At 70.8% G+C, this 26190-nt stretch carries 24 protein-coding genes and 5 pseudogenes; 13 read left to right on the forward strand and 16 right to left on the reverse strand.

The genetic code is table 11. From position 1 onward, the window contains the following. Window positions 1-263 precede the first annotated feature (263 nt). A complete protein-coding gene (locus ACTWJ9_RS01080) occupies window positions 264-2891 on the reverse strand; it encodes a PA14 domain-containing protein (protein WP_279332113.1) in 2628 nt (875 codons plus the stop codon). Window positions 2892-3323: 432 nt separating this feature from the next. On the opposite strand from ACTWJ9_RS01080, the gene ACTWJ9_RS01085 reads away from it, so the two are divergent. Next, window positions 3324-4439, forward strand: a complete 1116-nt coding sequence (locus ACTWJ9_RS01085) for a DMT family transporter (protein ID WP_443295049.1) — start codon at window positions 3324-3326, stop codon at window positions 4437-4439. Here the strand turns inward: ACTWJ9_RS01085 and ACTWJ9_RS01090 are convergent. Together ACTWJ9_RS01090 and ACTWJ9_RS01095 are read right to left on the reverse strand one after the other, a co-directional pair. Beyond that, window positions 4429-4824 (reverse strand): annotated as a pseudogene (locus tag ACTWJ9_RS01090) (M23 family metallopeptidase); the annotation flags it as partial. The gene ACTWJ9_RS01085 and the pseudogene ACTWJ9_RS01090 sit on opposite strands and share 11 nt — an antisense overlap. Window positions 4825-5033: 209 nt before the next feature. Continuing rightward, a pseudogene (locus ACTWJ9_RS01095) lies at window positions 5034-5682 on the reverse strand (transglycosylase family protein); the annotation flags it as partial. A gap of 418 nt (window positions 5683-6100) precedes the next feature. On the opposite strand from ACTWJ9_RS01095, the gene gndA reads away from it, so the two are divergent. Next, window positions 6101-7540: an NADP-dependent phosphogluconate dehydrogenase gene (gndA, locus tag ACTWJ9_RS01100; RefSeq protein ID WP_388707234.1), complete on the forward strand. Its 1440-nt coding sequence runs from the start codon at window positions 6101-6103 to the stop codon at window positions 7538-7540. Between the two features lie 602 nt (window positions 7541-8142). Here gndA and ACTWJ9_RS01105 read toward each other — a convergent pair. Continuing rightward, window positions 8143-8490 carry a GNAT family N-acetyltransferase gene (locus tag ACTWJ9_RS01105; protein WP_279332121.1) on the reverse strand — a complete coding sequence of 116 codons (348 nt, stop codon included), beginning with the start codon at window positions 8488-8490 and terminating at the stop codon, window positions 8143-8145. A gap of 44 nt (window positions 8491-8534) precedes the next feature. Next, window positions 8535-8954 carry an aspartate 1-decarboxylase gene (panD, locus tag ACTWJ9_RS01110; protein WP_279332123.1) on the reverse strand — a complete coding sequence of 140 codons (420 nt, stop codon included), beginning with the start codon at window positions 8952-8954 and terminating at the stop codon, window positions 8535-8537. Window positions 8955-9614: 660 nt separating this feature from the next. Here panD and ACTWJ9_RS01115 point away from each other — a divergent pair. The 4 genes from ACTWJ9_RS01115 (at window position 9615) to ACTWJ9_RS01130 (ending at window position 12755) form a co-directional block, all read left to right on the forward strand. Then, entirely contained in the window at window positions 9615-9866 is a 252-nt protein-coding gene (locus tag ACTWJ9_RS01115) for a hypothetical protein (protein WP_279332126.1), read from the forward strand. 737 nt (window positions 9867-10603) lie between these two features. Further along, complete coding sequence (gene rpmF / locus ACTWJ9_RS01120) at window positions 10604-10774, forward strand: 50S ribosomal protein L32 (RefSeq protein WP_279332128.1); 171 nt, start codon at window positions 10604-10606, stop codon at window positions 10772-10774. 6 nt (window positions 10775-10780) lie between these two features. After that, a complete protein-coding gene (locus ACTWJ9_RS01125; protein WP_387037649.1) occupies window positions 10781-11968 on the forward strand; it encodes a GTP-binding protein in 1188 nt (395 codons plus the stop codon). 463 nt (window positions 11969-12431) lie between these two features. Beyond that, complete coding sequence (locus ACTWJ9_RS01130) at window positions 12432-12755, forward strand: hypothetical protein (protein WP_279332133.1); 324 nt, start codon at window positions 12432-12434, stop codon at window positions 12753-12755. 187 nt (window positions 12756-12942) lie between these two features. On the opposite strand, the gene rpsN is transcribed toward ACTWJ9_RS01130, so the two are convergent. Both rpsN and rpmB read right to left on the reverse strand, forming a co-directional pair. Further along, window positions 12943-13248 (reverse strand): 30S ribosomal protein S14, encoded by a 306-nt coding sequence (gene rpsN, locus ACTWJ9_RS01135; protein WP_279332135.1) that lies wholly within the window; start codon window positions 13246-13248, stop codon window positions 12943-12945. Beyond that, on the reverse strand, window positions 13248-13484 hold the full coding sequence (rpmB, locus tag ACTWJ9_RS01140; protein ID WP_279332138.1) for a 50S ribosomal protein L28: 237 nt from the start codon (window positions 13482-13484) through the stop codon (window positions 13248-13250). The genes rpsN and rpmB overlap by 1 nt, the downstream gene beginning before the upstream one ends. Before the next feature lie 70 nt (window positions 13485-13554). Between rpmB and rpmG the strand changes: the two genes are divergently transcribed. Genes rpmG through rpsR form a run of 4 tightly spaced genes read left to right on the forward strand, consistent with a single transcriptional unit; the run spans window position 13555 to window position 15445 of the window. Further along, a complete protein-coding gene (gene rpmG / locus ACTWJ9_RS01145) occupies window positions 13555-13719 on the forward strand; it encodes a 50S ribosomal protein L33 (protein ID WP_279332140.1) in 165 nt (54 codons plus the stop codon). A 44-nt stretch (window positions 13720-13763) separates the two neighbouring features. Further along, on the forward strand, window positions 13764-14018 hold the full coding sequence (locus tag ACTWJ9_RS01150; RefSeq protein WP_279332142.1) for a type B 50S ribosomal protein L31: 255 nt from the start codon (window positions 13764-13766) through the stop codon (window positions 14016-14018). After that, the gene (locus ACTWJ9_RS01155) at window positions 14018-15172 is read left to right on the forward strand and encodes a CobW family GTP-binding protein (protein ID WP_443295050.1); all 1155 of its coding nucleotides are present in this window, start codon (window positions 14018-14020) and stop codon (window positions 15170-15172) included. The genes ACTWJ9_RS01150 and ACTWJ9_RS01155 overlap by 1 nt, the downstream gene beginning before the upstream one ends. A gap of 36 nt (window positions 15173-15208) precedes the next feature. Further along, window positions 15209-15445 (forward strand): 30S ribosomal protein S18, encoded by a 237-nt coding sequence (gene rpsR, locus ACTWJ9_RS01160; RefSeq protein ID WP_279332144.1) that lies wholly within the window; start codon window positions 15209-15211, stop codon window positions 15443-15445. A gap of 161 nt (window positions 15446-15606) precedes the next feature. Here rpsR and ACTWJ9_RS01165 read toward each other — a convergent pair whose 3' ends face one another. The 5 genes and pseudogenes from ACTWJ9_RS01165 to ACTWJ9_RS01185 all read right to left on the reverse strand — a co-directional run bounded on the left by ACTWJ9_RS01165 (window position 15607) and on the right by ACTWJ9_RS01185 (window position 18873). After that, window positions 15607-16434, reverse strand: coding sequence for an HARBI1 family protein (locus ACTWJ9_RS01165; RefSeq protein ID WP_279334668.1), 828 nt, complete (start codon window positions 16432-16434; stop codon window positions 15607-15609). A gap of 139 nt (window positions 16435-16573) precedes the next feature. Continuing rightward, on the reverse strand, window positions 16574-16885 hold the full coding sequence (locus ACTWJ9_RS01170) for a hypothetical protein (protein ID WP_279332145.1): 312 nt from the start codon (window positions 16883-16885) through the stop codon (window positions 16574-16576). 59 nt (window positions 16886-16944) lie between these two features. Then, a pseudogene (locus tag ACTWJ9_RS01175) lies at window positions 16945-17510 on the reverse strand (chorismate-binding protein). 67 nt (window positions 17511-17577) lie between these two features. Beyond that, a pseudogene (locus ACTWJ9_RS01180) lies at window positions 17578-18222 on the reverse strand (hypothetical protein); the annotation flags it as partial. Between the two features lie 96 nt (window positions 18223-18318). Then, complete coding sequence (locus ACTWJ9_RS01185) at window positions 18319-18873, reverse strand: ATP-binding cassette domain-containing protein (protein ID WP_387037644.1); 555 nt, start codon at window positions 18871-18873, stop codon at window positions 18319-18321. Window positions 18874-19388: 515 nt separating this feature from the next. On the opposite strand from ACTWJ9_RS01185, the gene ACTWJ9_RS01190 reads away from it, so the two are divergent. From ACTWJ9_RS01190 to ACTWJ9_RS01200, 3 genes and pseudogenes are all read left to right on the forward strand, one after another. Continuing rightward, window positions 19389-19841, forward strand: a complete 453-nt coding sequence (locus tag ACTWJ9_RS01190; protein ID WP_443295935.1) for a Fur family transcriptional regulator — start codon at window positions 19389-19391, stop codon at window positions 19839-19841. Window positions 19842-20103: 262 nt separating this feature from the next. Then, window positions 20104-20367, forward strand: a pseudogene (locus ACTWJ9_RS01195) (permease); the annotation flags it as partial. Between the two features lie 194 nt (window positions 20368-20561). Then, on the forward strand, window positions 20562-21122 hold the full coding sequence (locus tag ACTWJ9_RS01200; RefSeq protein WP_279332147.1) for a GNAT family N-acetyltransferase: 561 nt from the start codon (window positions 20562-20564) through the stop codon (window positions 21120-21122). Between the two features lie 59 nt (window positions 21123-21181). Here ACTWJ9_RS01200 and ACTWJ9_RS01205 read toward each other — a convergent pair whose 3' ends face one another. The 4 genes from ACTWJ9_RS01205 to ACTWJ9_RS01220 all read right to left on the reverse strand — a co-directional run bounded on the left by ACTWJ9_RS01205 (window position 21182) and on the right by ACTWJ9_RS01220 (window position 26113). Then, window positions 21182-21982: a class I SAM-dependent methyltransferase gene (locus ACTWJ9_RS01205; RefSeq protein ID WP_279332148.1), complete on the reverse strand. Its 801-nt coding sequence runs from the start codon at window positions 21980-21982 to the stop codon at window positions 21182-21184. Between the two features lie 80 nt (window positions 21983-22062). Then, window positions 22063-23286: an aminotransferase class V-fold PLP-dependent enzyme gene (locus ACTWJ9_RS01210; RefSeq protein WP_279332149.1), complete on the reverse strand. Its 1224-nt coding sequence runs from the start codon at window positions 23284-23286 to the stop codon at window positions 22063-22065. After that, window positions 23283-24620, reverse strand: a complete 1338-nt coding sequence (locus ACTWJ9_RS01215; RefSeq protein ID WP_279332150.1) for a pyridoxal-phosphate dependent enzyme — start codon at window positions 24618-24620, stop codon at window positions 23283-23285. Before ACTWJ9_RS01215 ends, ACTWJ9_RS01210 begins: the two co-directional genes overlap by 4 nt. After that, entirely contained in the window at window positions 24617-26113 is a 1497-nt protein-coding gene (locus ACTWJ9_RS01220; RefSeq protein WP_279332152.1) for a Y4yA family PLP-dependent enzyme, read from the reverse strand. The genes ACTWJ9_RS01215 and ACTWJ9_RS01220 overlap by 4 nt, the downstream gene beginning before the upstream one ends. Window positions 26114-26190: the final 77 nt, after the last annotated feature.

A 26190-nucleotide genomic window follows, 5' to 3' on the forward strand; every position in this document is an offset into this window, starting at 1 on the left:
CCGCCCCTGACTGATTACGGTCAAGTACGATCCCGCCACAGACAGTTAACATCAGATTACGCCTCCGCCCCTCCCGTCGGTACGACGAAAGGGGCGGACTTCACCGGGCGGACGGGGTCACGGCCGTGCGGTCGGAACCTTCCGGGACGACGTCAGAAGGGGTACCCGGAACGGCGATCGGGTCGTCTCCCGGGGGAAGGCCCGGGGTGACACCCCGGGTGCCGAACGCCACCCGGACGGGCGCGGGCCGCCGGGGGAGTCGCTCATCGCGCGGCACCCTGGGCCGGGCACCCCGCGGGCCGCGCCCGGGACGCGTCCCGGATCAGGGCGTCATGGCCGGCCTTCACCCGGGCGACGTCCGGCTTCAGCACGCGTCGGTCGTAGGTGAGCAGGCCGTTCAGTTCGCCCTCCACGTCCGAGATCTGCGTGTACACGGCGCCGTTGCTGCCCCGGCAGACCAGGGCCCGTACCTCGTCGAGCTTGGTGAGGTAGTCGTCGGTGTAGGTCTCCGGGTCGACGTCGACGTACGACTGCTGCACCGACCAGGCGTGACCGGGCACCGCCAGGCCGAGGCCGCCGTACTCGCCGGTGACCAGGGCGCGCCGCCCGTCCGGGCGGGGCGGAAGCGCCGGGCTGGGATAGCCGTGCTCGTCCATGATGTCGCCGGCGTTGCCGTCGGCGCCGAGGTTGAGCCCCGACTGGTTGTTGACCAGGCGCGACGGGTCCCAGGCCTTGGCCTGCTCGGCGACGCGGCCGACGTCGTACTGGCCCCAGCCCTCGTTGAAGGTGACCCACATGACGATCGACGGGCTGCTGATGTGCTCGTCGATCATCTGCTTCATCTCGCGCTCGTAGCGGGCGCGGGCGGACCCGTCGGGGTTCACCCCGGCCCTCATGGAGGGCATGTCCTGCCACACCATCAGCCCCAGCCGGTCGGCCCAGTGGAACCAGCGGTCCGGCTCGACCTTGATGTGCTTGCGCACCGAGTTGAACCCGAGCTCCTTGTGCACGCGCAGGTCGTACGCGAGGGCCTCGTCGGTGGGCGCGGTGTGCAGGCCGTCCGGCCAGAAGCCCTGGTCGAGGGTGGCCATCAGGAAGACGGGTTCGCCGTTGAGGACCGTGCGCGGCACCCCGTCGATCTCCTCCACGGCGATGGAGCGCATCCCGAAGTAGCTGTCGACGCGGTCGGCGCCGACGGTCACCTCCAGGTCGTACAGGAACGGGTCGTCCGGCGACCACAGGCGCGGGTTCGCGATCTTCAGGGTCAGCGGCTCCCCGGTGCGGCCGGTCGCCGTGGCGACCCTGCGCCGTCCGTCGTACGCGGTCGCCCTGACCGGCAGGCCGTCGCGGACGCCCTTCGCCTCCACGGTGAGCCGCTCGCCGGGCACGTCCGGGACCAGCTTGAGGGAGTCGACGTGGTCCCGGGTGACCGGTTCCATCCAGACCGTCTGCCAGATGCCCGAACTGGGCGTGTACCAGATGCCGCTGGGGTCCAGGCGCTGCTTGCCGAGCGGCGGGTTCTCACCGTTCGCGGCGTCGGTGGGGTCGTACACGCCGACGATGAGCTCCTGGGTGCGGCCGGGCTTCAGCGCGTCGGTGATGTCGGCGCTGAACTTGTCGTACCCGCCCTCGTGGGCGGCGACCTTCGTGCCGTTGACGTACACCTCGGACCGCCAGTCGACGGCGCCGAAGTTCAGCCGCAGCCGCTTGCCGGAGCCGATGCGCCAGTCCCGGGGGACGATGAAGGTACGGCGGTACCACATGCGGTCCTCGTGCCGCTGGATGCCGGAGAGCCGGGACTCCACCGGGTACGGGACGAGGATGCGCTCCTTCAGCGTCTTCCCGACGGGTGGCCGCTCCCCCTCCTCGGCGGCGGCGAACTGCCACTGCCCGTTGAGGTTGCGCCACTGCTCCCGGGTGAGCTGGGGACGCGGGTACTCGGGGAGGGCGTTGTCCGGGCCCACCTCGTCGGCCCACTCGGTGCTCAGTTCGTGGGTGGAGCGGTTGGGCCCGCTGCTCATGAACGCGTCCACGGGGTCGCCGCCCGTGGTGGTCAGTCCGCCCCTGCCGTCGTAACGGACGTCGGCGGTGCCGCGGGCGGTGCCCGTCTTGTTGCCGACGACGGGCTCGGCGAGCGTGACGAGCAGGGCCTTGGGGTCGGCCGGGTCCGGCTCGGCCTTCGTCAGCGGCCACTGCGCACCGCCGATGACCGCGTTGACGTGCTCGGTGAGACCGGCCGGGGGTACGGCGAGCGGACGCGGGAAGTCGAGCTTCAGGGTGCGCCCGGAGCCGAGGACGGTGGCCGCGAGGGCCCCGTCGTAGTCGAAGCCGTCCGGCAGGCGGAACGCCGACTGCGGTACGGGCTGCTTGGTGCCGCCGGGTTCGGTCCAGCGCAGGTGGAGGTTGGAGCCGCCGTAGTGCTCGAAGTACTCGACCTTGATGTCGTGGGCCTTGCCGGCGGTCAGCTCGATCGGTTCGGCACTCTGTTCGCGGTCCCAGTCGTCGACCCAGTGGTCGATGGCGAGCCGGCCGTCGATCCACAGCCGGAAGCCGTTGTCGCCGATGATCGAGAAGGTGTGCGCGCCGGTCTTCTCCGGCACGATCTTCCCGGTCCAGCGGACGCTGACGTGGTCCGACCGGCCCGTGGTGAAGTTCAGCCGCGGCTCCAGGTTGTCGAAGTCGAGGTGCGGATCGAAGGCGGTGGCCTTGAGCTCGTGGAAGTCGAAGGCGCCGGGGGCGGAGTGCGTGTAGTACTCGCCCTTCAGCCCGTGGATGTCCACCGGATCGTCCTCGGCCGCGGTCGCGGTCTGGCCGGTCGCGGTGAGCCCCGCGAGCCCCAGTGCGGCGGCCAGGAAGAGTGCGAAACGGTTTCTGAGTCGTCTGATGCGCACGGATCCTCCGTCGGTGAGGAAGGTGACGGCTCTCTGCTCGGTTCTCGGTGCTCAGTGCTCGATTGCTCAGTGCTCGGTTGCGCGGTGCGTGTTCTGTTCTGTGCGTTGCACTCGCCTGTACAACGTTGTCATGAACAGCAGTTGGCATAACAGCACGGATTCCGTCGTCCGTCCAGGGACATGACAAAGGCCCGCCGGGACCGCGAGGCGCGACGGCGCCGTGCCCCCTAAGGGGAGCCACCAGGGGACCTCCGTCGTGCGGCACCCACCCAGGGGATGACGGGGCCGTCCGCGTACTCCATCGGCAGTAGGACGCATTGGGTGCTCAGGGACGACGACGGGAACAACGGGACACGGCATCGTGTTCATCATGAAAGCCGACCGATCGCCGCGCCGGGCCGAGCACCCCGGCCTCACGCGGAGGAGCTGCCGATGAGCGCCCTCGCGTTGTCCGTGCTGCTGTCGTTCGTCTCCGCCGTGGCGTACGCGGGCGGAGCGATCGTGCAGGAGCGGGTCGCGGTGTCCTCGCCCGGCGAGCAGTACGCTCCGCTGCGGCGGCCGGGCTGGTGGGCGGCGGTCGCGCTCAACGGCCTCGGCGGCCTGCTGCACGTGGTGGCGCTCGCCTACGGCCCGCTGAGCCTCGTCCAGCCGCTGGGCGCGCTGACCATCGTGTTCGCGCTGCCCATGGCCGCGCTGTTCGTCGGCCGCAGGGCAGGCGCCACGGCGTGGCGCGGCGCCCTCATGGCGACTTTCGGTCTCGCCGGTCTGCTGTCCCTGGTCGCCGCGTCCGACGCCCAGTCCCTCGACGGCGTCCAGCGGGCGGCGGCGGCGTCGGTCACGGCCGTCGCGGTCGGCGCCCTGACGGTGGCGGCCCGGACGGTGCGCCGGCATCCCGCCGTGCGCGGCATCCTCCTCGCCGTCGCCTCCGGTGTGGCCTTCGGCATGTCCTCCGTCTTCACGAAGGCCGTGGCCGTGGACTGGACCGACGGCGTCTCGGTGACGGACGTGCCGTCCCTCGCGGTGATCGGCGTGTTCGCCGCGACCGGGCTGCTGCTGTCCCAGGCCTCCTACCGGGGCGCCGGTCTCGCGGCTCCGCTGGCCACGCTGACGGTGGTGAACCCGGTGGTGGCGGCCGCGGTCGGCATCACGATGTTCGGCGAGACCTTCCGCTACGGCACGACGGGCACGGCGCTCGCGCTGAGCTGCGGCGTGGTGGCGGCCGGCGGCCTGATCCTGCTGACGACGGAACGACTGGCGCGCGAGCAGCACCAGCCGGAGCCGGCGGGCGCCGCACGGTCCGTGCCGGCCGCCGGGTCGCCGTCCGACGCCGCCGAGGAACTGCTGCCGGCCGAACTCGCCCGGCCGGTACGGGTGCCGGCCCCGGCACCCGTACCGGCCCCCGTGGGCGCCGCCCCGGAGACCGGGACCACGGTCGCGGTCGTCGAGCCGGACCCGCCCCTGACGCTGGTCGCCTACGCACCCTTCCACGGCGGCCCGTACGTACCGATGCCTGTGCCGGACCGGCAGCGCACACGGGTCACATCTTGACGCCGCCCGCCCTCAGGTAGGTGACGGGGTCGATGTCCGATCCGAAACCGGGCCCCGTCCGCACCTCGAAGTGCAGATGCGGGCCCGAGCTGTTGCCCGTCGAACCGGAACGACCGACGCCCTGGCCCGCGGCGACCGACTGGCCGCTGCGCACGGAGATCGCCGACAGGTGGGCGTACTGGCTGTAGCGGCCGTCGGCGTGCCGGACCACCACCTGGTAGCCGAACGAGCCCTCCCACCCGGCGCTGACCACGCTGCCCGCCGCGACCGACTTCACGGGTGTGCCGGTGGGCACGGGGAAGTCGACACCGGTGTGGTAGCCCTTCGACCAGGAGGAACCCGCCTGGTGGTACGGCGTGCCCAGCGGGGCGCCGACGGGTGCCACCCGGGTGGCACCACCGGACGGGGCGGCACGGTCGGCCCGTTCCTCGGTGCGCTGCGTGGGCGCCTTCTTCTCCGCGGTCCTCTTCTCGGCGGTCTTGCTCTTCGTGGCCTTGCTCTTCGCGTCCTTCTGCTCGGACGACTTGGACGAGCTGGAGGGCTTGGAGGACTTGACCGGCCCGCGCTGCCCGGACTGCTTGGATGCCTTCCCGTCGGGCAGGGTGAGGCGCTGGCCGGGCAGGATCAGGTCGGGGTCGGTGCCGATGGTCGCGCCGTTCGCCTCGTACAGCCCGCGCCAGCCGCCCCGGACCCGCTCCTCCGACGCGATGCCGGACAGGGTGTCGCCGTGGACCACGGTGTACATCTCGGCGCGGCCCGCCCGGGACTGGGGCGTGTGCTGCGGCTTGACCTCCTCGACGGTGGAGCGTCCGGTTCCCTTCACCTCGGTCCGGTCGGCGGCCGGCCGGATGTCGGGGGTCTCGCCGCCCCGGGTCAGTCCGGCCCGCTGCGAGCAGACCGGCCAGGCGCCGGGCCCCTGCCCGTCGAGCACCTTCTCGGCGACGGCGATCTGCTGGTCCCTGGTGGCCAGATCCGCGCGCGGCGCGTACCGGGTGCCGCCGAAGGCCTCCCAGGTGGACTGGGTGAACTGGAGCCCGCCGTAGTAGCCGTTGCCGGTGTTGATGTCCCAGTCGTCGCTGGACTCGCAGGCGGCGACCCTGTCCCAGGTGTCCGCGTCGGCCGCCTGGGCCACGCCGGTGCCCAGCAGGGGCAGCGCCACCCCCGCCCCGCCCGCGGTGACGGTGAGTGAGGCACGGTTGATTCGGTTCGGCTGATACCGGCGGTGCCGGCCGCGCACGGCCATGGAGTCCCTCTCGACAACGCGTCAGGAGGGGCAAAAGTAAGCGCTGCGAACTGACGGTGACAAGACGGCTATCGGCCGTGCGGATGCGCCAAGTGGCTGGTACTTTTCGCCCGTTGCGCCCCGGTTGCCACCGTCGTGCGGCCCGCTCGCACAAAGGCGCGGGCGTGCGCCGAACACGTGTGTGCGCCGGACGGGTCCGTACGGGTCCGGATGAGTACGGAGGGGGGTCCCGCCCGTATGTGGCTGCGGGGTGTCGTGGGACCCGCGCGTGCGGGCGGGGTAGCGGCACGTCAGGATGGTCGCGACGGTCACAATGGTCGACGGCGGGGCCTGCGGGCGCCGACTGGCGGCACAGGAAAGCCCGGCAGCACCACCGACCCCCCGGCAGTACCGATACCAAGGTCACTAGGAGCCACCAATGAGCAGTTCAGCGCAGATCGGCGTCACGGGACTCGCGGTCATGGGCCGTAACCTCGCACGCAACTTCGCCCGCAACGGCTACACGGTCGCGGTGCACAACCGGACGTCGGCGCGCACGCGTGCGCTGGTGGAGGAGTTCGGGCACGAGGGCGGTTTCGTAGCGGCCGAGACGGCGAAGGAGTTCGTGGCGGCGCTGGAGCGTCCGCGGCGGCTGGTCGTCATGGTGAAGGCCGGTGAGCCGACGGACGCCGTGATCGAGGAGTTCGCCCCGCTGCTGGAGCCCGGTGACATGATCATCGACGGTGGCAACGCCCACTTCGCCGACACCCGCCGCCGGGAGAAGGCGCTGCGCGAGCAGGGCATCCACTTCGTCGGCATGGGCGTCTCCGGCGGTGAGGAGGGCGCGCTGCACGGACCGAGCATCATGCCGGGCGGCCCGAAGGAGTCGTACGACTCGCTCGGCCCGATGCTGGAGAAGATCTCCGCCAAGGCGGCCGACGGCACGCCCTGCGTGTCGCACATGGGCCCGGACGGTGCCGGGCACTTCGTGAAGATGGTGCACAACGGCATCGAGTACGCCGACATGCAGCTGATCGGTGAGGCGTACCAGTTGCTGCGCGATGTCGCCGGGTACACGCCCGCGCAGATCGCGGACATCTTCCGCACCTGGAACACCGGCCGGCTGGACTCCTACCTGATCGAGATCACCGCCGAGGTGCTCTCCCACGTGGACGCCGCCACGGGCAGGCCGTTCGTCGACGTGGTGGTCGACCAGGCGGAGCAGAAGGGCACGGGGCGCTGGACCGTGCAGATCGCGCTCGACCTGGGTGTGCCGGTGTCGGGCATCGCGGAGGCGGTGTTCGCGCGCTCGCTGTCCGGTCACGCGGCGCTGCGGGAGGCCTCGCGGGGCCTCGCCGGCCCGAAGGCCGCACCGCTCGGCGAGTCGGAGGCGGCGGCGTTCGCGGACCGGGTGGAGCAGGCGCTGTACGCGTCGAAGATCGTGTCGTACACGCAGGGCTTCCACGAGATCGCCGCGGGCAGCGAGGAGTACGACTGGGACATCGACCTCGGCGCGGTCTCCGCGCTCTGGCGCGGCGGCTGCATCATCCGGGCGGCCTTCCTGGACCGCATCCGGGCCGCCTACGACGCCCGCGCCGACCTGCCGAGCCTGCTCTCCGACGAGACGTTCGCCCGGGAGATCGCCGACGCGCAGGACGACTGGCGCGAGGTGCTGATCGCCGCGACCCGCCAGGGAGTGCCGACCCCCGGCTTCGCCGCGGCCCTCGCCTACTACGACGCCCTGCGCGCGGAGCGCCTGCCGGCCGCGCTCACCCAGGGGCAGCGCGACTACTTCGGCGCGCACACCTACCGGCGTACGGACCGCGACGGCTCGTTCCACACGCTGTGGGGCGGCGACCGCTCGGAGGTCTCGGCGTAAGCGGAGGACGGCGAGCGGGCGCCCGCCGACTTGGTCGGCGGGCGCCCGCTCGCCGTACCGGCCGTCAGGTGAGCGGCGGGCCCGGCTCCGGGGCGGGGACGGGCCCGGGGCCGGGCGGAATGGGCGAGGGCGACGGTCCGGGCGGCCCCGGCGGGGGTGGCGGCGGCCCGGGGACGGGCGGGGTCGGCCCCGGAGCGGGCGGTCCCGGGGCAGGCGGTCCCGGGGCGGGGGGCGGGGGTGTCGGTCCCGGGCCGGGGGGCGGCTCGGGGGGTGGGACCGGCTCGGGGTCCGGCCCCGGGGCGGGCCCCGGGGGGACGGGGTCCGGAGCGGGCCCGGGGGTGCCGGGGTCCGGGGTGGGGCTCGGTGGGACGGGGTCCGGGTGCGGTTGCGTCATGGCGGGTGTCCTCCGGCCAGTCGGTCGACGTCGGCTCTGGACTACTCCCCCGCCTACCCGACGGCCGCGCCCCCAGTCACTCCCCCGCAGGACGGCGCGGGGCCGACCGGCGCCCTCCCCATACCGGACACCGCCGTGTCGCCCGCCTCGAAGCGGGACCGGGCGCCGTCGGCCGGACGACCCCCGGCACGGGGGTCGTCCGGCGAGGTCAGAAGCGTCCGGGGTGCGCCGCCAGCCACGCCTTCGCCGCCCGGAGGAGCTCCGGGGAGGCCGCCGGGGCCTGGTCGGGGTGCCGTTCGGCCCACTTGACGACGTACGGGCAGAGCGGGGCGACCGCGACGCCCTCACGGGCGGCCGTGGCGTACAGCTCGCGGGCCAGAGAGCCGGCGATGCCCTTGCCCTCGTGGGCGGGTTCCACGACGGTGTGGACCGGAACGATCGCGTGCTCGGGAGCTTCGAGCACGAAGTACTCGATCCGGCCGACGACCTCGCCGTCGCCCGCCACCGCCTCCAGGCGGCCCGCCGCCCGGTCGTCGCGGATCTCGATGTCGCTCATGGACACATCACGCTCCTGCCTCTGCCTGCCACCGTCCGCGCCGGTCAGGCCGTGACGGCCTGCGGGCTGCGCTGCTGGTCCGACCCCGGCACCGGCTCGGACGGGTCGGCACCCAGGGCGACGATGCGGTTGTCGGCATCCACGTGCACCACCCGGGGTTCCAGCGCCCGCGCCTCGGCGTCGGTCACCTGAGCGTAACTGATGATGATCACCAGGTCACCGGGGTGGACGAGATGCGCCGCGGCCCCGTTGATCCCGACGACACCCGAGCCCCGCTCCCCCTCGATGACGTACGTCTCCAGCCGGGCCCCGTTGGTGACGTCGACGATGTGCACGAGCTCACCGGGCAGCAGATCGGCGGCGTCGAGCAGATCGGCGTCGATCGTCACGGACCCCACATAGTGCAGGTCGGCCTGGGTGACGGTGGCGCGGTGGATCTTGGACTTGAACAGAGTACGCAGCACTTTGGACTCCTGGAAGACGGCTCCCTGCCTGCTTTGTGCAGGTCAAGGGCGGTGTCACTCTACAACTGGCACTCGCCCGAGTCGAAGATTGTGAGGAACATCGCTTCACTTCGGTGAGCCGGCTCCCTGCCTGGGCTTCCGTACGAACCAGGCTGTTGCGGCTCGCCGAACACGCCCCTACCCGAACACTCTTCGCGGAACGCGCCAGGGACCGATGCTGACGAAACGCCGACCTACCTGACGGCGCATCGGGAGCGTGAGGGCAGGGATACGAGGTGGTCGGCGTCAGTGAGCGCCGCCGACGCGATGAGGACCGACACCCCGGGCCCCGGTGAAGTTGAGGCGCGGCTGGCGTCCAACCGGCCGCATGACTCGCAGGTGCAGCGGGGGCTGGATATGCCGGCAGCTCTGCCGAGGCTTTCGACGACGCCCACTACGGGCGCGTATCGGTCCGCCACGGACACGTCCTCGTGCGGAGCCGTACTTCCAGGGTGCGCCGCGCTTTGTCGTATCCCCCCTGGTGTCAGGGGAGGTGTCGTCTAGCGTCTGGTCTGTCGCGAAGGGATGGAGGCAGTGCTGATGAGCGGGAGCGGCGGGAAACGGAGCCGTCTTTCATCCAAGGCGGTTCTCGCCGTGTGGGTGCGCAGTGGAGGCAGGTGCATGCTGTGCAACGCGTACCTGCTGGAGGGGGCGATGTCGGGACGGACGCTTCCTTTGGGGGAGGTCGCGCACATCGTCGGGCAGAGCACTGATCCGTGCTCGCCGCGCGGCGGGGATCTGTTGGAGAAGGCGTTGCGGGATGAGGCGGACAATCTGATGCTGCTGTGTGCCCAGCAGCATATAGAGATCGATGCGAAGGCCGCGCTGGACGCCTTCACCGTCGAGTCTGCGCCGTGCGAAGCAGGAGCATGAGAACCATGTCAGGCACCTGACCGCGCTGGGGCCCGAGAGGGCCACCACGGTGGTGCGGATGGTGGGGCCGGTGCAGCACTTTGGACTCCCAGAAGACGGCTCCCTGCCAACTTTCCGCAGGTCAGGCGCTTCGTTCACTGTACATCGACATGCCTGCAACTCGAAGACTCCGCACAACGTCGCGCACCGTGGCGAGTAGCCTCCCCACCTGCGCAATCTGCGCAAGGAGACTACCGTCAAGCCGTCGACCGGATGCCTTGGCGGAAGCCTGCCCCTGTCCGATGCCGATTGGATGCCGACTCACCTGATGCGACGTCATACGCCGCACTCTCCGGCGCAAGTGGAGAACCGGGCAGTGGCAGCGAGATGCAGGATCAGGACCAACCGGCACACCCCTGACTCACGCGACGCGCCACCTCCGTACCTTTTACGCCCCTTCGTTACACCGAGGACCCCAGTGAGCCCGGGCGGATCACGACAGCGCTATCGACCAGGCGAGGCCGCAGAGCGCACGGTAGCGACAGGTCACAGCCACGACACCACCCCGGGCCGCCCTCCGCGGGCAGTTGGCGACCCACTTTCCCGATCCGTCCGTCACTCCCCGTCAAACCGGGACAGCGCCGTGGGGCCACCTCAGGAGGGCGCCGAGCCGGATCGCCACAGCAACGCGGATCGTAATGACATTCATTTTCATGTATCGTCTGCCTCGCTCACCGATCGCACCCGGAGGTCTCCTCATGGCCGTACCCAAACGCAAGATGTCGCGCAGCAACACCCGACACCGTCGCGCGCAGTGGAAGGCCACGACGCCGCAGCTGGTGACGGTCACGGTGGGCGGCGTGCCGTACCGCGTCCCTCAGCGGCTGGCCAAGGCGTACGAGCGTGGCCTGCTCCGCCCCGAGGGCTGACACCGCATGAGCCACGTCCCCTCGCGGCGCCTGCCCGTCACCGTCCTGTCGGGGTTCCTCGGCGCCGGCAAGACCACCCTGCTCAACCACGTTCTCGGTAACCGCGAGGGCCTGCGTGTCGCCGTCATCGTCAACGACATGAGCGAGGTCAATATCGACGCCGCCCTGGTGCGCGGAGGCGAGGCAGCCCTGTCGCGCACCGAGGAACGCCTAGTCGAGATGACCAACGGATGCATCTGCTGCACCCTGCGCGACGATCTGCTCGAAGAGGTGGACCGGTTGGCGCGCGAGGGACAATTCGACTACCTCCTCATCGAGTCCTCCGGCATCTCGGAGCCCATGCCGGTGGCCGCCACCTTCGCCTTCGCCCGCGACGACGGCGCCACCCTCGACGAACTGGCCCGGCTGGACACGATGGTCACGGTGGTGGACGCCGCCAACTTCCTGCCCGAGCTGGCCGGAGGCGACGAACTGGCCGCACGGGGCCTGGACCAGTACGAGGACGACGAACGCACGGTCAGCGACCTGCTGATGGACCAGATCGAGTTCGCCGACGTCATCGTCCTCAACAAGCTGGATCTCGTCGACGCCGTGTCCGCCGACCGGCTGCGCGCCACCTTGGCACGGCTTAACCCCGCCGCCCGCGTGGTGCCGGCCGTGCGGGGCCGCGTACCGGTCGGCGAGGTCCTGGGCACCGACCGCTTCGACCTGGAGCGGGCGCAGCAGGCTGCGGGCTGGGTCAGGGAGCTCAACGGCGACCATGTTCCCGAGACGGAGGAGTACGGCATCTCGTCGACGGTCTTCCGCTCCGGAACACTCTTCCACCCAGGGCGGCTGTGGTCGTTCGTGACCGAATCGCTGGACAGCGGCAGCTACGGACAGGTGCTCAGGTCCAAGGGCTTCTTCACGCTGGCCAGCCGGCCCCGTGTGACGGGACTGTGGTCCCAGGCCGGCTCGGTGGCACGCTTCGAGCCCTCCTTCGCGCGTGACACCGACAGCCCCTTCGTCCAGGAACTCGTGTTCATCGGCACCCAGCTGAACGCCGAGGCCCTGCGGGCGGCCCTGACCGGCTGCCTCATGCAGCAAGGCGAAGCCCTGCCCGCTTCCGACCCCTTCCCCGCCTGGGACACCTACGCCTTCGACGAGAGCTGCGCGCACGAGCACGACCCCCTCACCACCGTGACGGGGCACTGAAACTCCGGCGGGCGGTGGTCGCAGCCACGGCACCGTCCGGCCCGGTACACACCTGTGCCGGAGAGGCCACTCATGGACAACAGGAAGAAGCCGCGCCTGGCGACGGTGCAGGAGACCCGCCTCATACCGCTGTATGCCCGCGCCGTGAGAACCGCGAGGAACACGCACTTCTGAGGGACGCACAGGCCGAAGAGATCGTCGCCTCGATCGACTACGACTTCGGACGCTTCGGCGATCTCCCGAGCCTCACCGGCGCGCTGCTGCGCACCCTCCTCTTCGACTGGTGGGTGGCGGACTCCCTGTCCGCGCACCCCGACGCCACCGCGGTCGCGATCGGCACCGGACCCAACACGCGCCACGAACGTGTCGACAACGGCCGCGCCCGGTGGTTCGACCTCGACCTGCCCGATGGGATCGGCCCACGCGGGAACTTCTTCACGGACAGCGCCCGACGGCCTCGGCGATGGACGAGGCGTGGGCCGCGGAGGTGGCCTCGCACGCCACCGGGCCATACCTGTTCGTCGCGGAGGCCGTACTGTCCTGCCTGCACGAACCCGGCGTGCGCGAGGTCATCGACCTCCTCGCCGACCACTTCCCGGGCGCCCTGCTGGCCCCGGGCACCGCCGGCCTCGGTTTCTTCGACACTCAGGAACAGCACGACGTCCTCAGCAAGGTCATGACCCGCTTGCACTGGCACTGCCCCGCCCCGCCCAACTGGCCGACTGGTGGTCGGGGCACGAGTACCCGGCGTCACACACCCTCACCAGCCTGCCCGAGGACCTGGTAGCCCAGTCGCCACTCCCCTACCAGCAGATGGTGTCCGCCATGGCCGCGCAGCGGCTCCCCCAGGCCGAGGGCTACCGGCTCAACCTCCTGCGCCTGCCCTGACATCCACTGGCACGCTCCGCGGGAGGTCCGGCCATGACTCCGCCGAGTCACAGCCGGCGGCTCCGCCCGCTGTGCGAGCGGCGCGGCTACCAGGAGGACTTGGTGACCCCGGGCAGGAAGCCGGCGTGGGCCTGCTCACGCAGGCGGACCCGTGACAGGCCGAACTTCCGCAGGTGACCGCGCGGTCGCCCGTCCACGCTGTCCCGGTTGCGCACCCGGGTGGCGCTCGCGTTGCGGGGCTGGCGCCGCAGTTCTTCCACTGCGGCCCGGCGTTCGGCGTCGGTGGAGGACGGCCGGCGAATGACTCCCTTCAGCTCGGCACGGCGGGCCGCGTACCGCTCGACGGTCGCCTTGCGCTTCTCGTTCTGGGCGATCTTGCTCTTCTTGGCCATCAGACCTTTCCCCCTCGGGCGCGGATGCGGGCCACGGCGGCCTCGATGCCGATGCTGTCGACAGTCTTGACCGCCTTCGCGCTGAGCGTCAGCCGGACATGCCGCCCCTCGCTGGGCAGCCAGTAGCGCTTGCGCTGGATGTTGGGGTCGAAACGGCGCGAAGTGCGCCGATGCGAGTGGGAGATGGTGTTGCCGAAGCCCGGCTGAGCACCGGTCAGTTGGCAGTGGGCGGACAAGGTCGTACCTGCCTCTCATCGGGGACGACTAGTTTTCGATAATGGAAACCATTCCCATATGGTAGCGCTCATGGCACGCAACGAGGTACGTCCGATCATCAAGCTCCGCTCCACCGCGGGAACCGGCTACACGTACGTCACCCGCAAGAACCGCCGCAACGACCCCGACCGCATGGTGCTGCGCAAGCACGACCCGATCGCCCGGCGCCACGTCGACTTCCGCGAGGAACGCTGACCTCCCGCCACTCCACCACCGGCCCCCGATCCCAAGGACGCCCCATGAAGCACGGAATCCACCCCGCTTACGGCCCCGTCGTCTTCCGCGACCGTGCCGCGAACTACGCGTTCCTCACCCGCTCCACCATGACCAGTGACAAGACGATCGAGTGGGAGGACGGCAACACCTACCCGGTGGTCGACGTCGAGATCTCGAACGTCAGCCACCCCTTCTATACGGGGACCGCCCGGGTCCTGGACACCGCCGGGCGAGTCGAGCGCTTCGAACGCCGGTACGGTCGGAGCGGAGCCAACTGATGGGGGACGAGACCGGGCTGCCCGTGGTCATCGTCGCCGGGCTCCATCGCGAGGCGCGCAGGAAGGTCGTGGAGGGCCTGTTGCGCCTGGTACCCGACAGCGTCGCCCTTCACCACGACCTGTCCACAGCGGCCGACGGCACCGTCCTGCGCCAGGTGCGCGATGCTTCGGGTGAACTGACACGAGGCGAGGCCCCGTTGGTCAACGACTGCGCGTGCTGTGCGCTGCGCGAGGACCTGGTCCCCGAGCTGGAACGGCTGGCGGACGCCGGCCTCAGCCGGCTCGCCGTCGTCGAACTGTGGGACTCCGTAGAACCCAAAGGGATGGCCGAGGTCATCGTCCGGCACGGTGCCGACGCGGTGCGGCTCACCAACGTAATCACGGCGGTGGACCCGGCTCTCGTACTCCCCTGCCTCGGCAACGGCGACGACCTCGCCGAGACGGGCCTCGCGGCCGCAGCCGCCGACCATCGCACGGTCGACGACACCTGGGCCAGGCAACTGGAGTACGCCCCCGTCCTCGCCGTCGCGGACAGCGAGGACGCCGACGACGAGGACCGGGCGCTCCTCACCCAACTCCACCCCACCGCCAGGCAGGTGAGCGCCGACTCTCCGGAGCTCGCCCGACTGGCCTTCGCCGGCTTCGACGCCGAAGCCGCCGCAGCAGCCCAGCACCCCGCCTGCGCCCTACTCCCCCAGGAAGCCGACGAAGCAGGCGTCACCACCTTCGTCTGGCGTCGCCACCGCCCGTTCCACCCCGAACGCCTCTACCAGGCGCTCGAAGACCTCTGCTGCGCCGCCGCCCGCAGCCGCGGACGGTTCTGGCTCGCCGACCGCCCCGACACCCTGCTCGCCTGGGACGCCGCAGGCGGAGCCCTGTGCGTAGAGAGCGCCGGCCCATGGCTCGCCTCCCTGCCGGATGCCGCCTGGGAAATGGTCCCGCCCGTACGCCGAGCGGCCGCCGCACTGGACTGGCACCCCGAACACGGGGACCGCTGCCAGCACCTCGTCTTCACCTCACCCGGCCTGGACCGTGACGGACTCGCGCGGGTGCTGGAGTCCTGCCTACTCACCGACGCCGAGTACACCGCAGGCCCCGAAGCGTGGAAACAACTGCCATCCGCCTTCGACTCTCTGCTCGACCCCGTTGCGTAGAACAGGCCCCATCCACCCCAACACAGAAGGAGCACCATGGCCCCCCGCCAAGGTCCCCGCAAGCCGCTGAAGTCCCGTCCCAACCCGCTGGACGCGGCCGGCATCACCTACATCGACTACAAGAACACCGACCTGCTGCGGAAGTTCATCTCCGACCGCGGCAAGATCCGCAGCCGCCGCGTCACCCGCGTCACGGCCCAGCAGCAACGACAGATCACCACGGCGATCAAGAACGCCCGTGAGATGGCGCTCCTTCCGTACTCGAGCCGGTGAGAAGCGACCGCTCCCCCCTGCGCAAGCCTTTCTGCAGGGAATTCGAAAGCGCACAGAATGCACCCCTAGGAGCAGGGGTGCATTCTGCATTCCTGGGAGGGGTGTCCTTGAAACAGTCAGTGAATCTTTGCCAGTAACGGATCATGACGTTGCGTGATCGTTCAGATGGTGCGGTCGTACTCGAGCTGGAGCAGGACGAGGGCTGCGGCGGCGATCTGCGTGATCCGGCTGGGGTCGAGGCTGACCCTGCGCAGGGCCTTGAAGGTGGTCTTGAGCAGGGAGTTGGCGCGCTCGCAGACGCCGTGGATGCCGCGGATGACCTTGTTGTAGGTCTGCTGGGTCTCGGTCAGCTTGCCGCCCGCGGGCTTCTTGTGCGGGTGGCGGAAGCCGTCGCCGGCGTTCTCGTAGCCGAGGTCGACCAGGGTCGGCATGTCCAGCTCGGCGGCGATGCGGCCCAGGCCGTCGATCAGGCCGTGGCGGCGGGCGCAGGTGGTGTCGTGCTCGCGGCCGGGCCGGACCGGTGAGACCCAGATCGGCCAGCCGTCCGGGGTGGCGATGACCTGCACGTTTCCTCCGTGGTGCTGGTGCTTCCCGGACCACCACAGGTCCGCGCCGTTGGGGCCGGGGGCGGCGACGCGGTCGGTGCGGATGATGGTGCCGTCGAGGTTGAGATGCGTCAGCCCGGCCGCCTTCGCGCGCTCCAGCGCGGTCGCGAGGTCCGGTGCCCCGGCGGACAGCACGGTCAGTCCTTCGTGGAGGTAGCGGTAGGCGGTGGAGGTCGACAGTCCGTTGTCGCAGGCGAGTTGGGACAGGCGGGTGCCGTCGGTGAACCAGCGCAGGATGAGCACCGCCTGCTTGAAGCAGCCCAGTGCACGCCGTCCCTTGCGGGTCCTGGCCGCGATCCGGTGGTCGTGCAGCAGTCGGGCCAGGTGCTCGGCGGTGGACCGCTTCACATCGAGTACGGCGGTGTATGTGACACTGGTCGGCACGTAAGGCCCCTCGGTCGGATCTTTCTGTCGCAAGATCGTTCCTACCAGGGGCCTTATGCCTGCCCGGACTTGGGGATGCCACGGGCCGCAGTGCCAGCATCGCGATCACAGCGAGCAACCACCGCTTACCGGGAAGGGCTCAGTGGTCGTCCCAGTGGCCCTCGTGAGCCGCGTGACGGTGGCCGTCGTGCACGTAGTCCATGTGGTCACCGTGGGGGACCGCCACGTGCCCGCAGCCCTCACCGTGCGCGTGGGCGTGTTGGGCGTGCTCACGGTGCTCGCCCGCCTCGCACTCATCCGCGTGGCCGTCGTGCTCACGGTGCAGATGCCCATCGTGCACGTAGTCGACGTGATCACCGTGGGGGACCGCCACGTGGCCGCAGCCCTCTCCGTGCGCATGACCGTGCCCTGAATGCGGCTGATGTTGCAGGGATGTCGCCACTTCACTCATCTCCATGAATCAGACCACCGCATGTTCGCGACGGCAGCTTCCAGTATCCTTCCTGTTTTCTACCCTCGCGGAGAACGCTGCCACGAAGAACACACATCAGCAAACAGGCTGATTGCACAGCGTGCTGCCGATAATGATTTTCGATGCTTTACCGGAGGATCCGTTCCGCGGTTCGCGGTGTGCACAGTCGGATCCGGGACCTGCTGAATGGCGAACCTCAGATGTGGGACGACGCTTCGGAGCTTCTCGCAGGTTTCCCCGATCCCGCGTTCGGGGCTGGACTGGGCGGTGACTTCTGCGCCCGCGCGCAGGTATGTCTCGTCGCCCCTACCGATGAGGGTGCGCAGGACGAGGGCCGCGTTGAGAGCGTCGCCGGTGCTCCCCCGGAAGACCGCGTCGCCGTACAGGCCACGGGGTCCCTCTTCGTGGCGGGCCAGGGTCCGGAGGGCGGAGCGCTTGGAGACACCGGTGGCGGTGATCGCGGGAAGAGGGAGGCGAAGACGTCCCACGGTCCCTCGTCGGGCCGCAGCCGGCCTGTCACCCGCGAGGCGGGGTGCTGTACCGAACCGCGCGGCCGGACCGCCGTGGACTCCTCGACCGCCACGGAATCGGGCCGGCACACCACGGCCGAGTAGGCGCTCGTTCTCCGCCGGGTTCGTACCGCGGGCGCGGGTGCCGGCGAGCGCCTGGGTGCTGACGCTGCCGTTCTCCCCGACCTCCAGGACGGTCTCCGGGCTGAACCCGGCTGCCCGATAGCCGCCGAGATACAGCAAGCAGGAGCGAACAAGGGTGTTGGCCCGGCGGCCCGCGAGATAGGTCGCGGGGAAGTCCATGGGTGGTCCGGCGGGCAGCGGGACCTCCGGGAGACGACGGCCTTCTCCAGAATCCCGGCACGGATGTCCTCGACAGTTCCCGCGCTTCCATAGGCGGCGGTGCCGGCCGCGATGATCCGCTCGGTCACGTCCGGAGCGGTCCCGTCCGGTGGAAGTTGCGGGGTCGTCGGCTCCGCCGGCAGGTCGGCGACCTTGCGGAGCCACGTCCCGTCCACCGCGCGGACCACGGACCGGGCGCGCAGTGCGTCGGCGAACACCGGCTTTGGCCTGCCGTCGGTGGAAGAGGTCCAGGTGTGCCCCGCCGCCCGCGCGGTGATGCCGGTCGCGTACACGGTGAGGCTCACGGCGGAGCCCGCAGCGAAGTGCCAGGTAACCGCCTGCTGCCTCGTAGACCATGTACGGGGCGGCGAGAGCGGCTTGGGCGAGGCGGGCGGCGGTGACCGCGGGGTCGTGGCAGGGCTTCAGGGGGCTTGAGCACGCGAGTGGCGGCAGGAGTCCGCCCATGAGTCCCAGGTGTTCATCAGGCCGGTGCTCATCCTGTCGTGCCTTCCCTTCGACGCCGCGGTTGTGTCCGGTGGGCCGCTGGTGCCAGGTGCGGGGTCATGACCGTGCCGCCTCCAGCCGCCAGCGGTGGGCCCGGGCCCACCGCCGCCAGAAGGACGCGTACGTGCCGGCCACCGTGACCAGGTCGTCGTGCGTGCCTCGCGCGGTGATCTCGCCGTCCTCCGGGACCAGGATCTGGTCCGCGCGCACGACGGTGCTCAGCCGGTGCGCGATGACCAGCAGCGTCTTGTGGTCGGCCAGGGTGCGCACGGCCTCGGCAAACAGCACCTCGTTCTCCTGGCCGAGTGCGGCGGTGGCCTCGTCGAGGACGAGGATCGGAGCGTCCTTTAACGGTGCGCGGGCGATGGACACGAGCCGGCGCTGCCCGCCGGACAGCCGCGCGCCTCCCTCCCTCACCTTGGTGTCCCAGCCGTCGGGCAGCTCCGCGATCGCCCGATCGAGCCCGGGCAGATCCGCGGCTGTGGACAGTCCGCCCGGGGCGGCGTCCGGGGCCGCGATCCTGACGTTCTCCTCGATTGTGCCGTCGAAGAGGTAGACGTCCCGGAAGACGAGGGAGACATGGGCGGTTGGGTTCGTCGGCGACGATCTCACGGACCCCCACGCCGCCGATGCGGACGGTGCCCTCCGTGGTGTCCCGGAAGCGGGCGATCAGGCCGGCGACCGTGGTCTCGCCGGCGCCGGGGCCCCACCAGGGCGGTCATGCCGCGCTCGGCCAGGCGGAAGGTCACGTCGTGCAGGACCGGACGTGCCGAAGCTCCGTCGGCCGTTCCGACGTCGTAGCGGAAGCCGACCCCGGTGAACTCCACGCTCGCGTCGCAAGGTGTCTTCGGCTCGGCGGGCTGCGGGAGCGGCGGTTCGTCGAGAACGGCGCCGAGCCGTTCCAGGGTGTTGCGGGCGATGCCCATGCCCGCGCCGCCCGGGCGGCGGACGACACGCTGTCGATGAAGCGGACGAGCAGGACCAACCCCCCAGGACCGCTATCTCTTTGACTCCATATTAGGGATGATTGCCATGTGCAACACCTCGCTGCGCCACCAGAGACGTCCGGTCCATGCGAGGCCCGTTCCGTCGTTGAGACCGACCCGCACGTTGGGAGGTGGGGCGTCCTGCGCGACGCACCGGCAACGCGGTCACCAGCCCCCTGGCGCCCGACACGGCAGCGGACGGCCGTGCTGAGCGCCTTGTACGAGCGCGCCGGCTTCACCTCTAAGCAGGAACTGCACGAGGCCCTCGAAGCCAAGGGCATTACCGTCGGCCTGACCACGGTCTACCGGACCCTGCACGCCCTGAACCGCTCAGGGCAGGTCGACGTCGTGCGGGACAGGACTGGGGGACGTCTCTATCGCCCGCGGCCCGCCGACGGGCACCGTCACTACCTCGTCTGCCGCGACTGCGACTCCAGCACGGCGGTCGACGCGGACCCCGTGGAACGCTGGGCGGACAACCTGGCCGAGAGCATGGGGTTCACCGAGGTGGGACACACCATTGAACTGACCGGCGTCTGCGACCGCTGCCGCGTCGGCCCGACCGCGCGGAACCCGGCCGTGCAGGACGCCTGAGCGGCGTTTCACGTCCGGCCTGCGGCGTGGGTCCCCGTCCATCGCGCTCGCCCAACCCCCACCGTGCGCAGGCCGCTCCGGCACCACGCCCGTGTCTCGCCAAGCTGCTCCGGGCGGGCGCCGCGTGGTAGCCGCCCGCAACTCCCTGTGGGCGGTGCGTCCGGGTGATCGTGCGGTGAGGCCGAGTGGTGTGAGCACCAGGAATCACGCGTTGGTGTGAGACGGGCTCACCGATGCCGTACGCCTCGTCGCGTGGACGGTCGTGCATGTCGTCCTCGGCGGATCCACACTCGTCACCGTCGTCACGGTCGCCGGTCTCCTCGGCCCCGCGCTCGCGCTCGACCTCTACGCTCCGCCCGTCGCTGCCCGGTGGACGGTGTTCACCGCCATCGTCGTTCAGGGCCTCCCGTTCCTCCTGCTCGGCGCGCTGGTCTCAGCGGCCATCGGTGCCTTCGTGCCCGAGCGCGTCTTCACCCGGCTGTTGCCGCGCAGCCAAGCCCTCGCCGTACCCGTCGCGGGCGCCGCGGAGACCGGCACATGGGTGACCGCGACAGGCACGTGGCGTCCCGAGGGCGAACTGGGTTCCCCCTCGGCCTGGCCCCCCGGTGCTGGACGCCACGCCCGTCGAACGGGTCGCGGAGCCGTCAGACCCGTACGAGGAACGCTGACAGGGGCAGCGGACGGCGCACTCGGAATCGCACGCCTGGCAAGCTACCGGTTATGACAGCGCCTGAGGTGTCACCTACTCCCGTGATCGCACAACTCAGCCGGCCCCATGACGCCACCGCAGCCGTCCGACGGGTCCTCACCGCGTGCTGGACGGCAGTCGTCAACGCCGGAGGGGCCGTCGTCCCCATGGACTGCCCGCTCCCGCCGGTGACCGAGGCGGCGCTCCGCCCGGCGGTCGGGAGAATCACCCGTGGACTGTCCCCTGAGCACAGCAGGCTCCTCCTGGCGACCATGGACGGCGCGCTCGCGGGCTGGCTGCTGCTTCGCCGCGAGCCGCATCCTCTCGTGGCGCACTGCGGCGTGGTGAACCACGTCCAGACACATGTGCACTTCCGTGGCATGGGTGTCGGAATCGCACTGATGCGGCACGCCCAGCGCGTGGGGCGTGCCGAGGTGGGGCTGGAACGGCTGCAGCTCGGCGTACGGTCCGGTTCGGGGCTGGAAGAGTTCTACCGCAAGGCGGGCTGGACGGAGGTCGGCAGGTGGCCGGGCGCGCTGCGGGTGGCGCCCGGTGACGGCCGGGACGAGATCCTGATGAGTCTGGCTCTGTGAAATGCCTTGGCCTACCCGTTCCCCGCAACGGTCCCAAGCGGCTTTCCCGGCTGCCGTCCTCAGGTCCTGAGGGGAGCGGGGAGTCCGCGCGTGTCGCCCATGATCGCCACCAGGACGGTGCTGTCGCCGAACTGCCAGACCGGCGCGACATGGGCGAAGCCCGCCCTGCGCAGCAACTCGGCGTGGCGGTGCACCGTCACCCGCTCGTCGCCCCCGCTCCCGGCGCGGACGGCCTGGCGCCGTCCGCGTTCGTCGAACAGGTCCGCCAGTTCGGGGTCCCGGGCCGCGGCGTCCCACCAGGACCGCCAGTCCTCCTGTGCGCGGCCGCCCGTACGCTCGGACCTGCGACGGCCCACATGGGCGGTGAGGTCCGCGCACTGTGCCGCGCCCGGCGGGAAGTGGTCTCCGTTGACGAGGACGCCGCCGGGGCGGAGCAGGGACGCGAGGGAGCGGTACGTGCGCAGCAGCGTCTGCTCGGGCAGGTAGTGCAGCGCGGTCGTCGAGAGGGCGGCGTCCAGGGGACGTCGCAGTCCGAGGGCCCGGGTCCAGCCCTCCTCGCCGATGACGGTGTCGACGTAGCGGGCGGCGTCGGCATGGTGGGTGCGCCCCAGCTCCAGCAGCAGGGGGTCCATGTCGGCGGCGATGATCTCCGCGCGCGGGAAGCGGGCGGCGAGCCTGGCGGCCAGGGAGCCGGGACCGCATCCCAGGTCGAGCAGGAGAGGGTGGGCACGGCCGGCGATGGTGTGCTCGACGACGTCCGCGATCACGGTGAACCGCTCCTCGCGGTCCACCGCGTACCGTTCCTGCTGCCCTTCCCAGCGCTCCACCCAGGCCCTGGCCGTCCCCATGCTCACGCCCATCGCTCGCGCCACCTCATCCGTCTCTCGTCCATCCGTGGGCACGGACGAATCTACAGGTGGAAACGGTTATCAGTTGCCGTTCACGTCAACGACGCGAGGACAGTCAGCAGGCGGTCGATCTCCTCTGCCGTGTTGTAGGCATGCAGGCTCACCCGTACGGATCCGTCCCGCTCGTCGGTGCCGGCCTGGCAGAGGCTGTCGGCGCGCACCATGAAACCGTGGCTGAAGAGGATGAACCCGAGGTCGTCGGACGGGATGTCACGGTGGCGGAAGGTGACGATGCCGTGGCGGCGCTGGGCCGCGGGCAGTGGGGAGTGGGCGGCCAGGCTCGCCGGGCAGCCGAGGACCTCGTACGGGCCGAGTTGTCCGAGCCGGTCCGTCAGCCGGGTGGTGAGCGTGGTCGTCCAGCGCGCGATCCGCTCGACTCCGGCCGCGTCGAGCCAGTCGAGTGCGGCCCGCAGCGACACGATGCCCACCGTGTTGGGCGTGCCCTGCCAGCCGCCCGGACGGAACACGGGCCCCCGCGCGTTGCGCGCCCAGACCGCGCCTGATCCGGGCAGGGCCATCGCCTTGTGCCCGGAGAAGACCACGAAGTCCACGTCCAGCGACGGATCGTCGAGGTGCACGGGCAGGTGACCGACGCTCTGCGCCGCGTCCAGGCAGATCGGTACGTCCGGGCCTACCGCCTCGCGGATGCGGTGCACGTTCATGTCGCCGCCGTAGACGTGGTGGACGTGGGTGGCGGCCACGAAGCGGGTCCGCGGGCCGATGGCCTCGGCCAGGGCCCGGTGGTCGTAGTCGCCGGAGACCGCCTGGTACGGCAGCGCCCGTACGCGGACCTCGACACCACGCTCGGCCAGCAGCCGGCGGGCCTCGAGCCAGGGGTCGAGATTGGCCCGGTGGTCGGCGTACGGCACGAGGATCTCGTCCCCGTCCCCGAGGTACGGCACGAGCCAGTCACGGGCGACGGTACGCAAACCCTCGGTGGTGCCGCTGGTGAAGTGGACGCCACAGCGGCCCGGTTCGGGGTCGTGGAGGAACTCCTTGACCCGCTCCCGAGTCGACTCCACCAGTTCCGTGGTCCGGTTGGCCCAGGGGTAGGTGCCGCGGCCCGCGTTGGCGTTCGACGTCGTGAGGTACGTCTGGACGGCCTCCAGTACGGCACGTGGCTTCTGTGACGTGGCCGCGCTGTCGAGGTATGCCAGCTCCGGATGCGCGGTGACGATGGGGAACTGTTCCCTCACCTCCTTCTGCCAGAGCGGGTTTTCGGGCTCCCCGGCGGGAAGCGGGCGCGCCGGGCTCATTCGCGTACCAGCGGTGCGCCCGCGTCCCGCCAGGCGACGATCCCGCCGGCCAGACTGCGGACGTCCGGGTGGCCCATCCGGGACAGCACGGCAGCGTAGCGCAGTGACTTCTCGCCGACGGGACAGGCCAGCAGCACGGGTGTGCGCTTGCTGAAGGGGAGCCCGCCGCGGAGCAGGTCCTCGAACACCTCGTCGACGATGTTGACCGAGCCCTCGATGTGCAGGGCGGCGTAGGCGTGCGGGCTGCGCAGGTCGACGACGAGGGGCCGGGGATCACCCTCGGCGGACCAGCGCCGGGCGTCGTCCACGTCGATGACGCGGGCCTCCGCACGGGCCTCGGCGTTGGTGACGGCCGACGCGGAGTGCCCGCGGCCGGTCCGGCCCAGGAGCTGGGGGCGTCGCTGACGCACGTAGCTGAGATAGCTCTCGGCCCGGTCGCACACGATGAACACCGCCGTCCGGCGCTGCCCCGTCCCGTCCAGCTCGGCGTCGGCGTACCGCAGCTGCCGCACCGCCCCCTGGTAGGCGGCGCCGCCGGTCGGTCCGCTCAGCATTCCGCAGCGGCGGATCAGGGTGATCATCCCGTCGATGGCCTCGTCCGAGGTCACCGACTCGATGGTGTCGTACGTCGCCGGGTCGAACAGGCCGACCTGGTGGACCTCGTCGATGGTGCGGATGCCGGGTATGAAGTCCGACTTGTGGGCCACCAGGCCGAGGACCCTCACACGCGGGTCGTGCTCGCGCAGGACCCTGGCGACACCGGTCGACGAACCCGCCGTGCCCACGCAGGCGACGAACCAGTCCGGCACCCGGCCGTCCAGGTCCTTCACTATCTCGGGACCGGTACCCTCCGCGTGCGCCTCGACGTTGCGCGGGTTGAAGTACTGGTCGGTGTGCAGGTAGGTGCTCCCCGGATCGGAGAGGGCCCGGTGGAAGTGCGTCAGCGGGTCGTCCGTGTCGGTCGGGTCGAGGCACTCGCTGCGCCCGGGAAGTTCCTCGATCTCGGCGCCGAGGAGCAGGAGGAGCTCCTTGATCTCGGGTACCCGCATCCGGTTGGTGACGCTCTTGAACCTCGCTCCGTGCATACCGGCCAGCAGGGCCAGGGCCTTGGCCGTGTTGCCGCTGGAGAGCTCCACGACCGTTCCGTCGCCGTCGGCCGCGGCCTCCAGATGGGGCCGGGCCATGTGCCAGGCGGGCCGGTCCTTGACGGACCCGAACGGATTGAGCATCTCCAGCTTGGCGTAGAGGTCGATGTTGCGCAGACCGTGTACGGCGGGATCGATGCGCACCAGAGGCGTGTTGCCTATGGCCTCGGTGATGCTGTCGTACCTCATCCGATTGCTCCCCCCAAGGGTGTGATCGGCCAGTAGTCCTCGTCCGGGCACCAGCGCCAGGAATCGTCCCGCCGCTCCACCGCCACCGTCCGCGCGACGGGCTGGCGCTGCGCGTGATGGGCGTGGAAGTCCATGGCGTATCCGGCGGTGTTGGCGAAGGCCAGCAGATCCCCCGCCCGCGGCAGCCGGGGCAGGAAGACCAGGCGGCGGGTGAGGAGATCACCTTCCAGGCACAGATTGCCGGTGAGGTAGACGCCGACCGGCTCCCCGTCGCCCGACGCCGCTTCGCCACGCGGCAGCAGGACGGGGTCCACCAGGACCCCGTGTTCCTCCAGGCTCATGTCACCCGCGTTCATGGCGAGACGCACCAGGTACTGCCCGGCGTCCATGTCCGCGGGCCGTACGTCCAGCACCCGGGCGAGCGACAGCCCGCACTGGTCGACCAGGGAGCGACCGGGTTCGATGTACAGGTCGTGGAGGTGCTCCAGCAGGAGGGTGGCGGGCGGGCGGCCCAGCACCGGCGCAGGCAGGGAGAGAAGCTCGTCGAGGTAGCCGGGTCCGGCGGTGGGGCGGTAAGCGGGGTACAGCGCGGCGGCACCGCGCACCGTGCCGCCCTCGTTGCGCAGCCCGTATCCGTGACCGCGCCAGGTCAACGGCGGACGGACGCCGAGCACCGCCTCGGTCAGCGCGGTGGTCCACCGCTCCCATTCCTCCGCCTCGGCGACGTAGCCGACACCGAATCCGCCCCCGATGTCGAGGGCGCGCGGCGCGAGTCCCCGCGCCCGGCATTCGTCCATGAACAGCACGCACTGCTCCAGCGCCCGCGCCTTCTCCTCCACACCGGTGGTGTCCATGTGGTAGGCGGCGCCAACGAACTCCACCGCGTCCGCGTTGCGTTCGAGCGCCGACAGCAGCGCCTCCGAGTCCCGCACCGGGGTGCCGAAGCGGCTGCGCCGGGAGAGCAGCCGGGTGCCCGCTCCCCCGTGGCCGGTGGCGTGCTCGAACCCCGACAGGCGTACCAGCACGGCGACTCGGCCGAGCCCGTGCGCGCGCACCAGGCCGGAGAGACGTTCCAGTTCCCCGGGCGAGTCCAGGTTGACCGTGGCTCCGACGCGCGCGGCCAGCCAGAGGAACGCGGCGTCCTTGGGTCCGGTGGCCATGATGCGGTCGCCGGTGAACCCACAACCCAGTGCGTGCCTCAGCTCCTCCGTGGAGGCGACGTCGACGCCGACGGTGGCCGGGTCCTCCGCCGCCAGTCTCCGCAGCAGGGCGCTGGACCGGTTCGCCTTGTGCGCGAAGTACGCCCGCCCGGTGAGATGGTGGCGGCGGTAGACGGCACGGAAGCGGGCGGCGTTCTCGGCCACGGCCTCGGGGAGCAGCACGTTGAGCGGCGACCCCAGCGCGTCGACGAGCGAGTGCAGGAAGGGCCGGTCCGTCAGCAGTGAGGCGAGCGGCGGATCCACCCTCGGCCTCAGATACAAGGGCACATCCATGTGAGACCCCTCCCGGTACCGGCCGACCGCCGACGCGACGATCGTTCGGGAGTAGTCGTTTCCAGGTACACCCGCCC

Source organism: Streptomyces sp. GDS52 (assembly GCF_052246875.1).
GTDB lineage: Bacteria > Actinomycetota > Actinomycetes > Streptomycetales > Streptomycetaceae > Streptomyces > Streptomyces cathayae.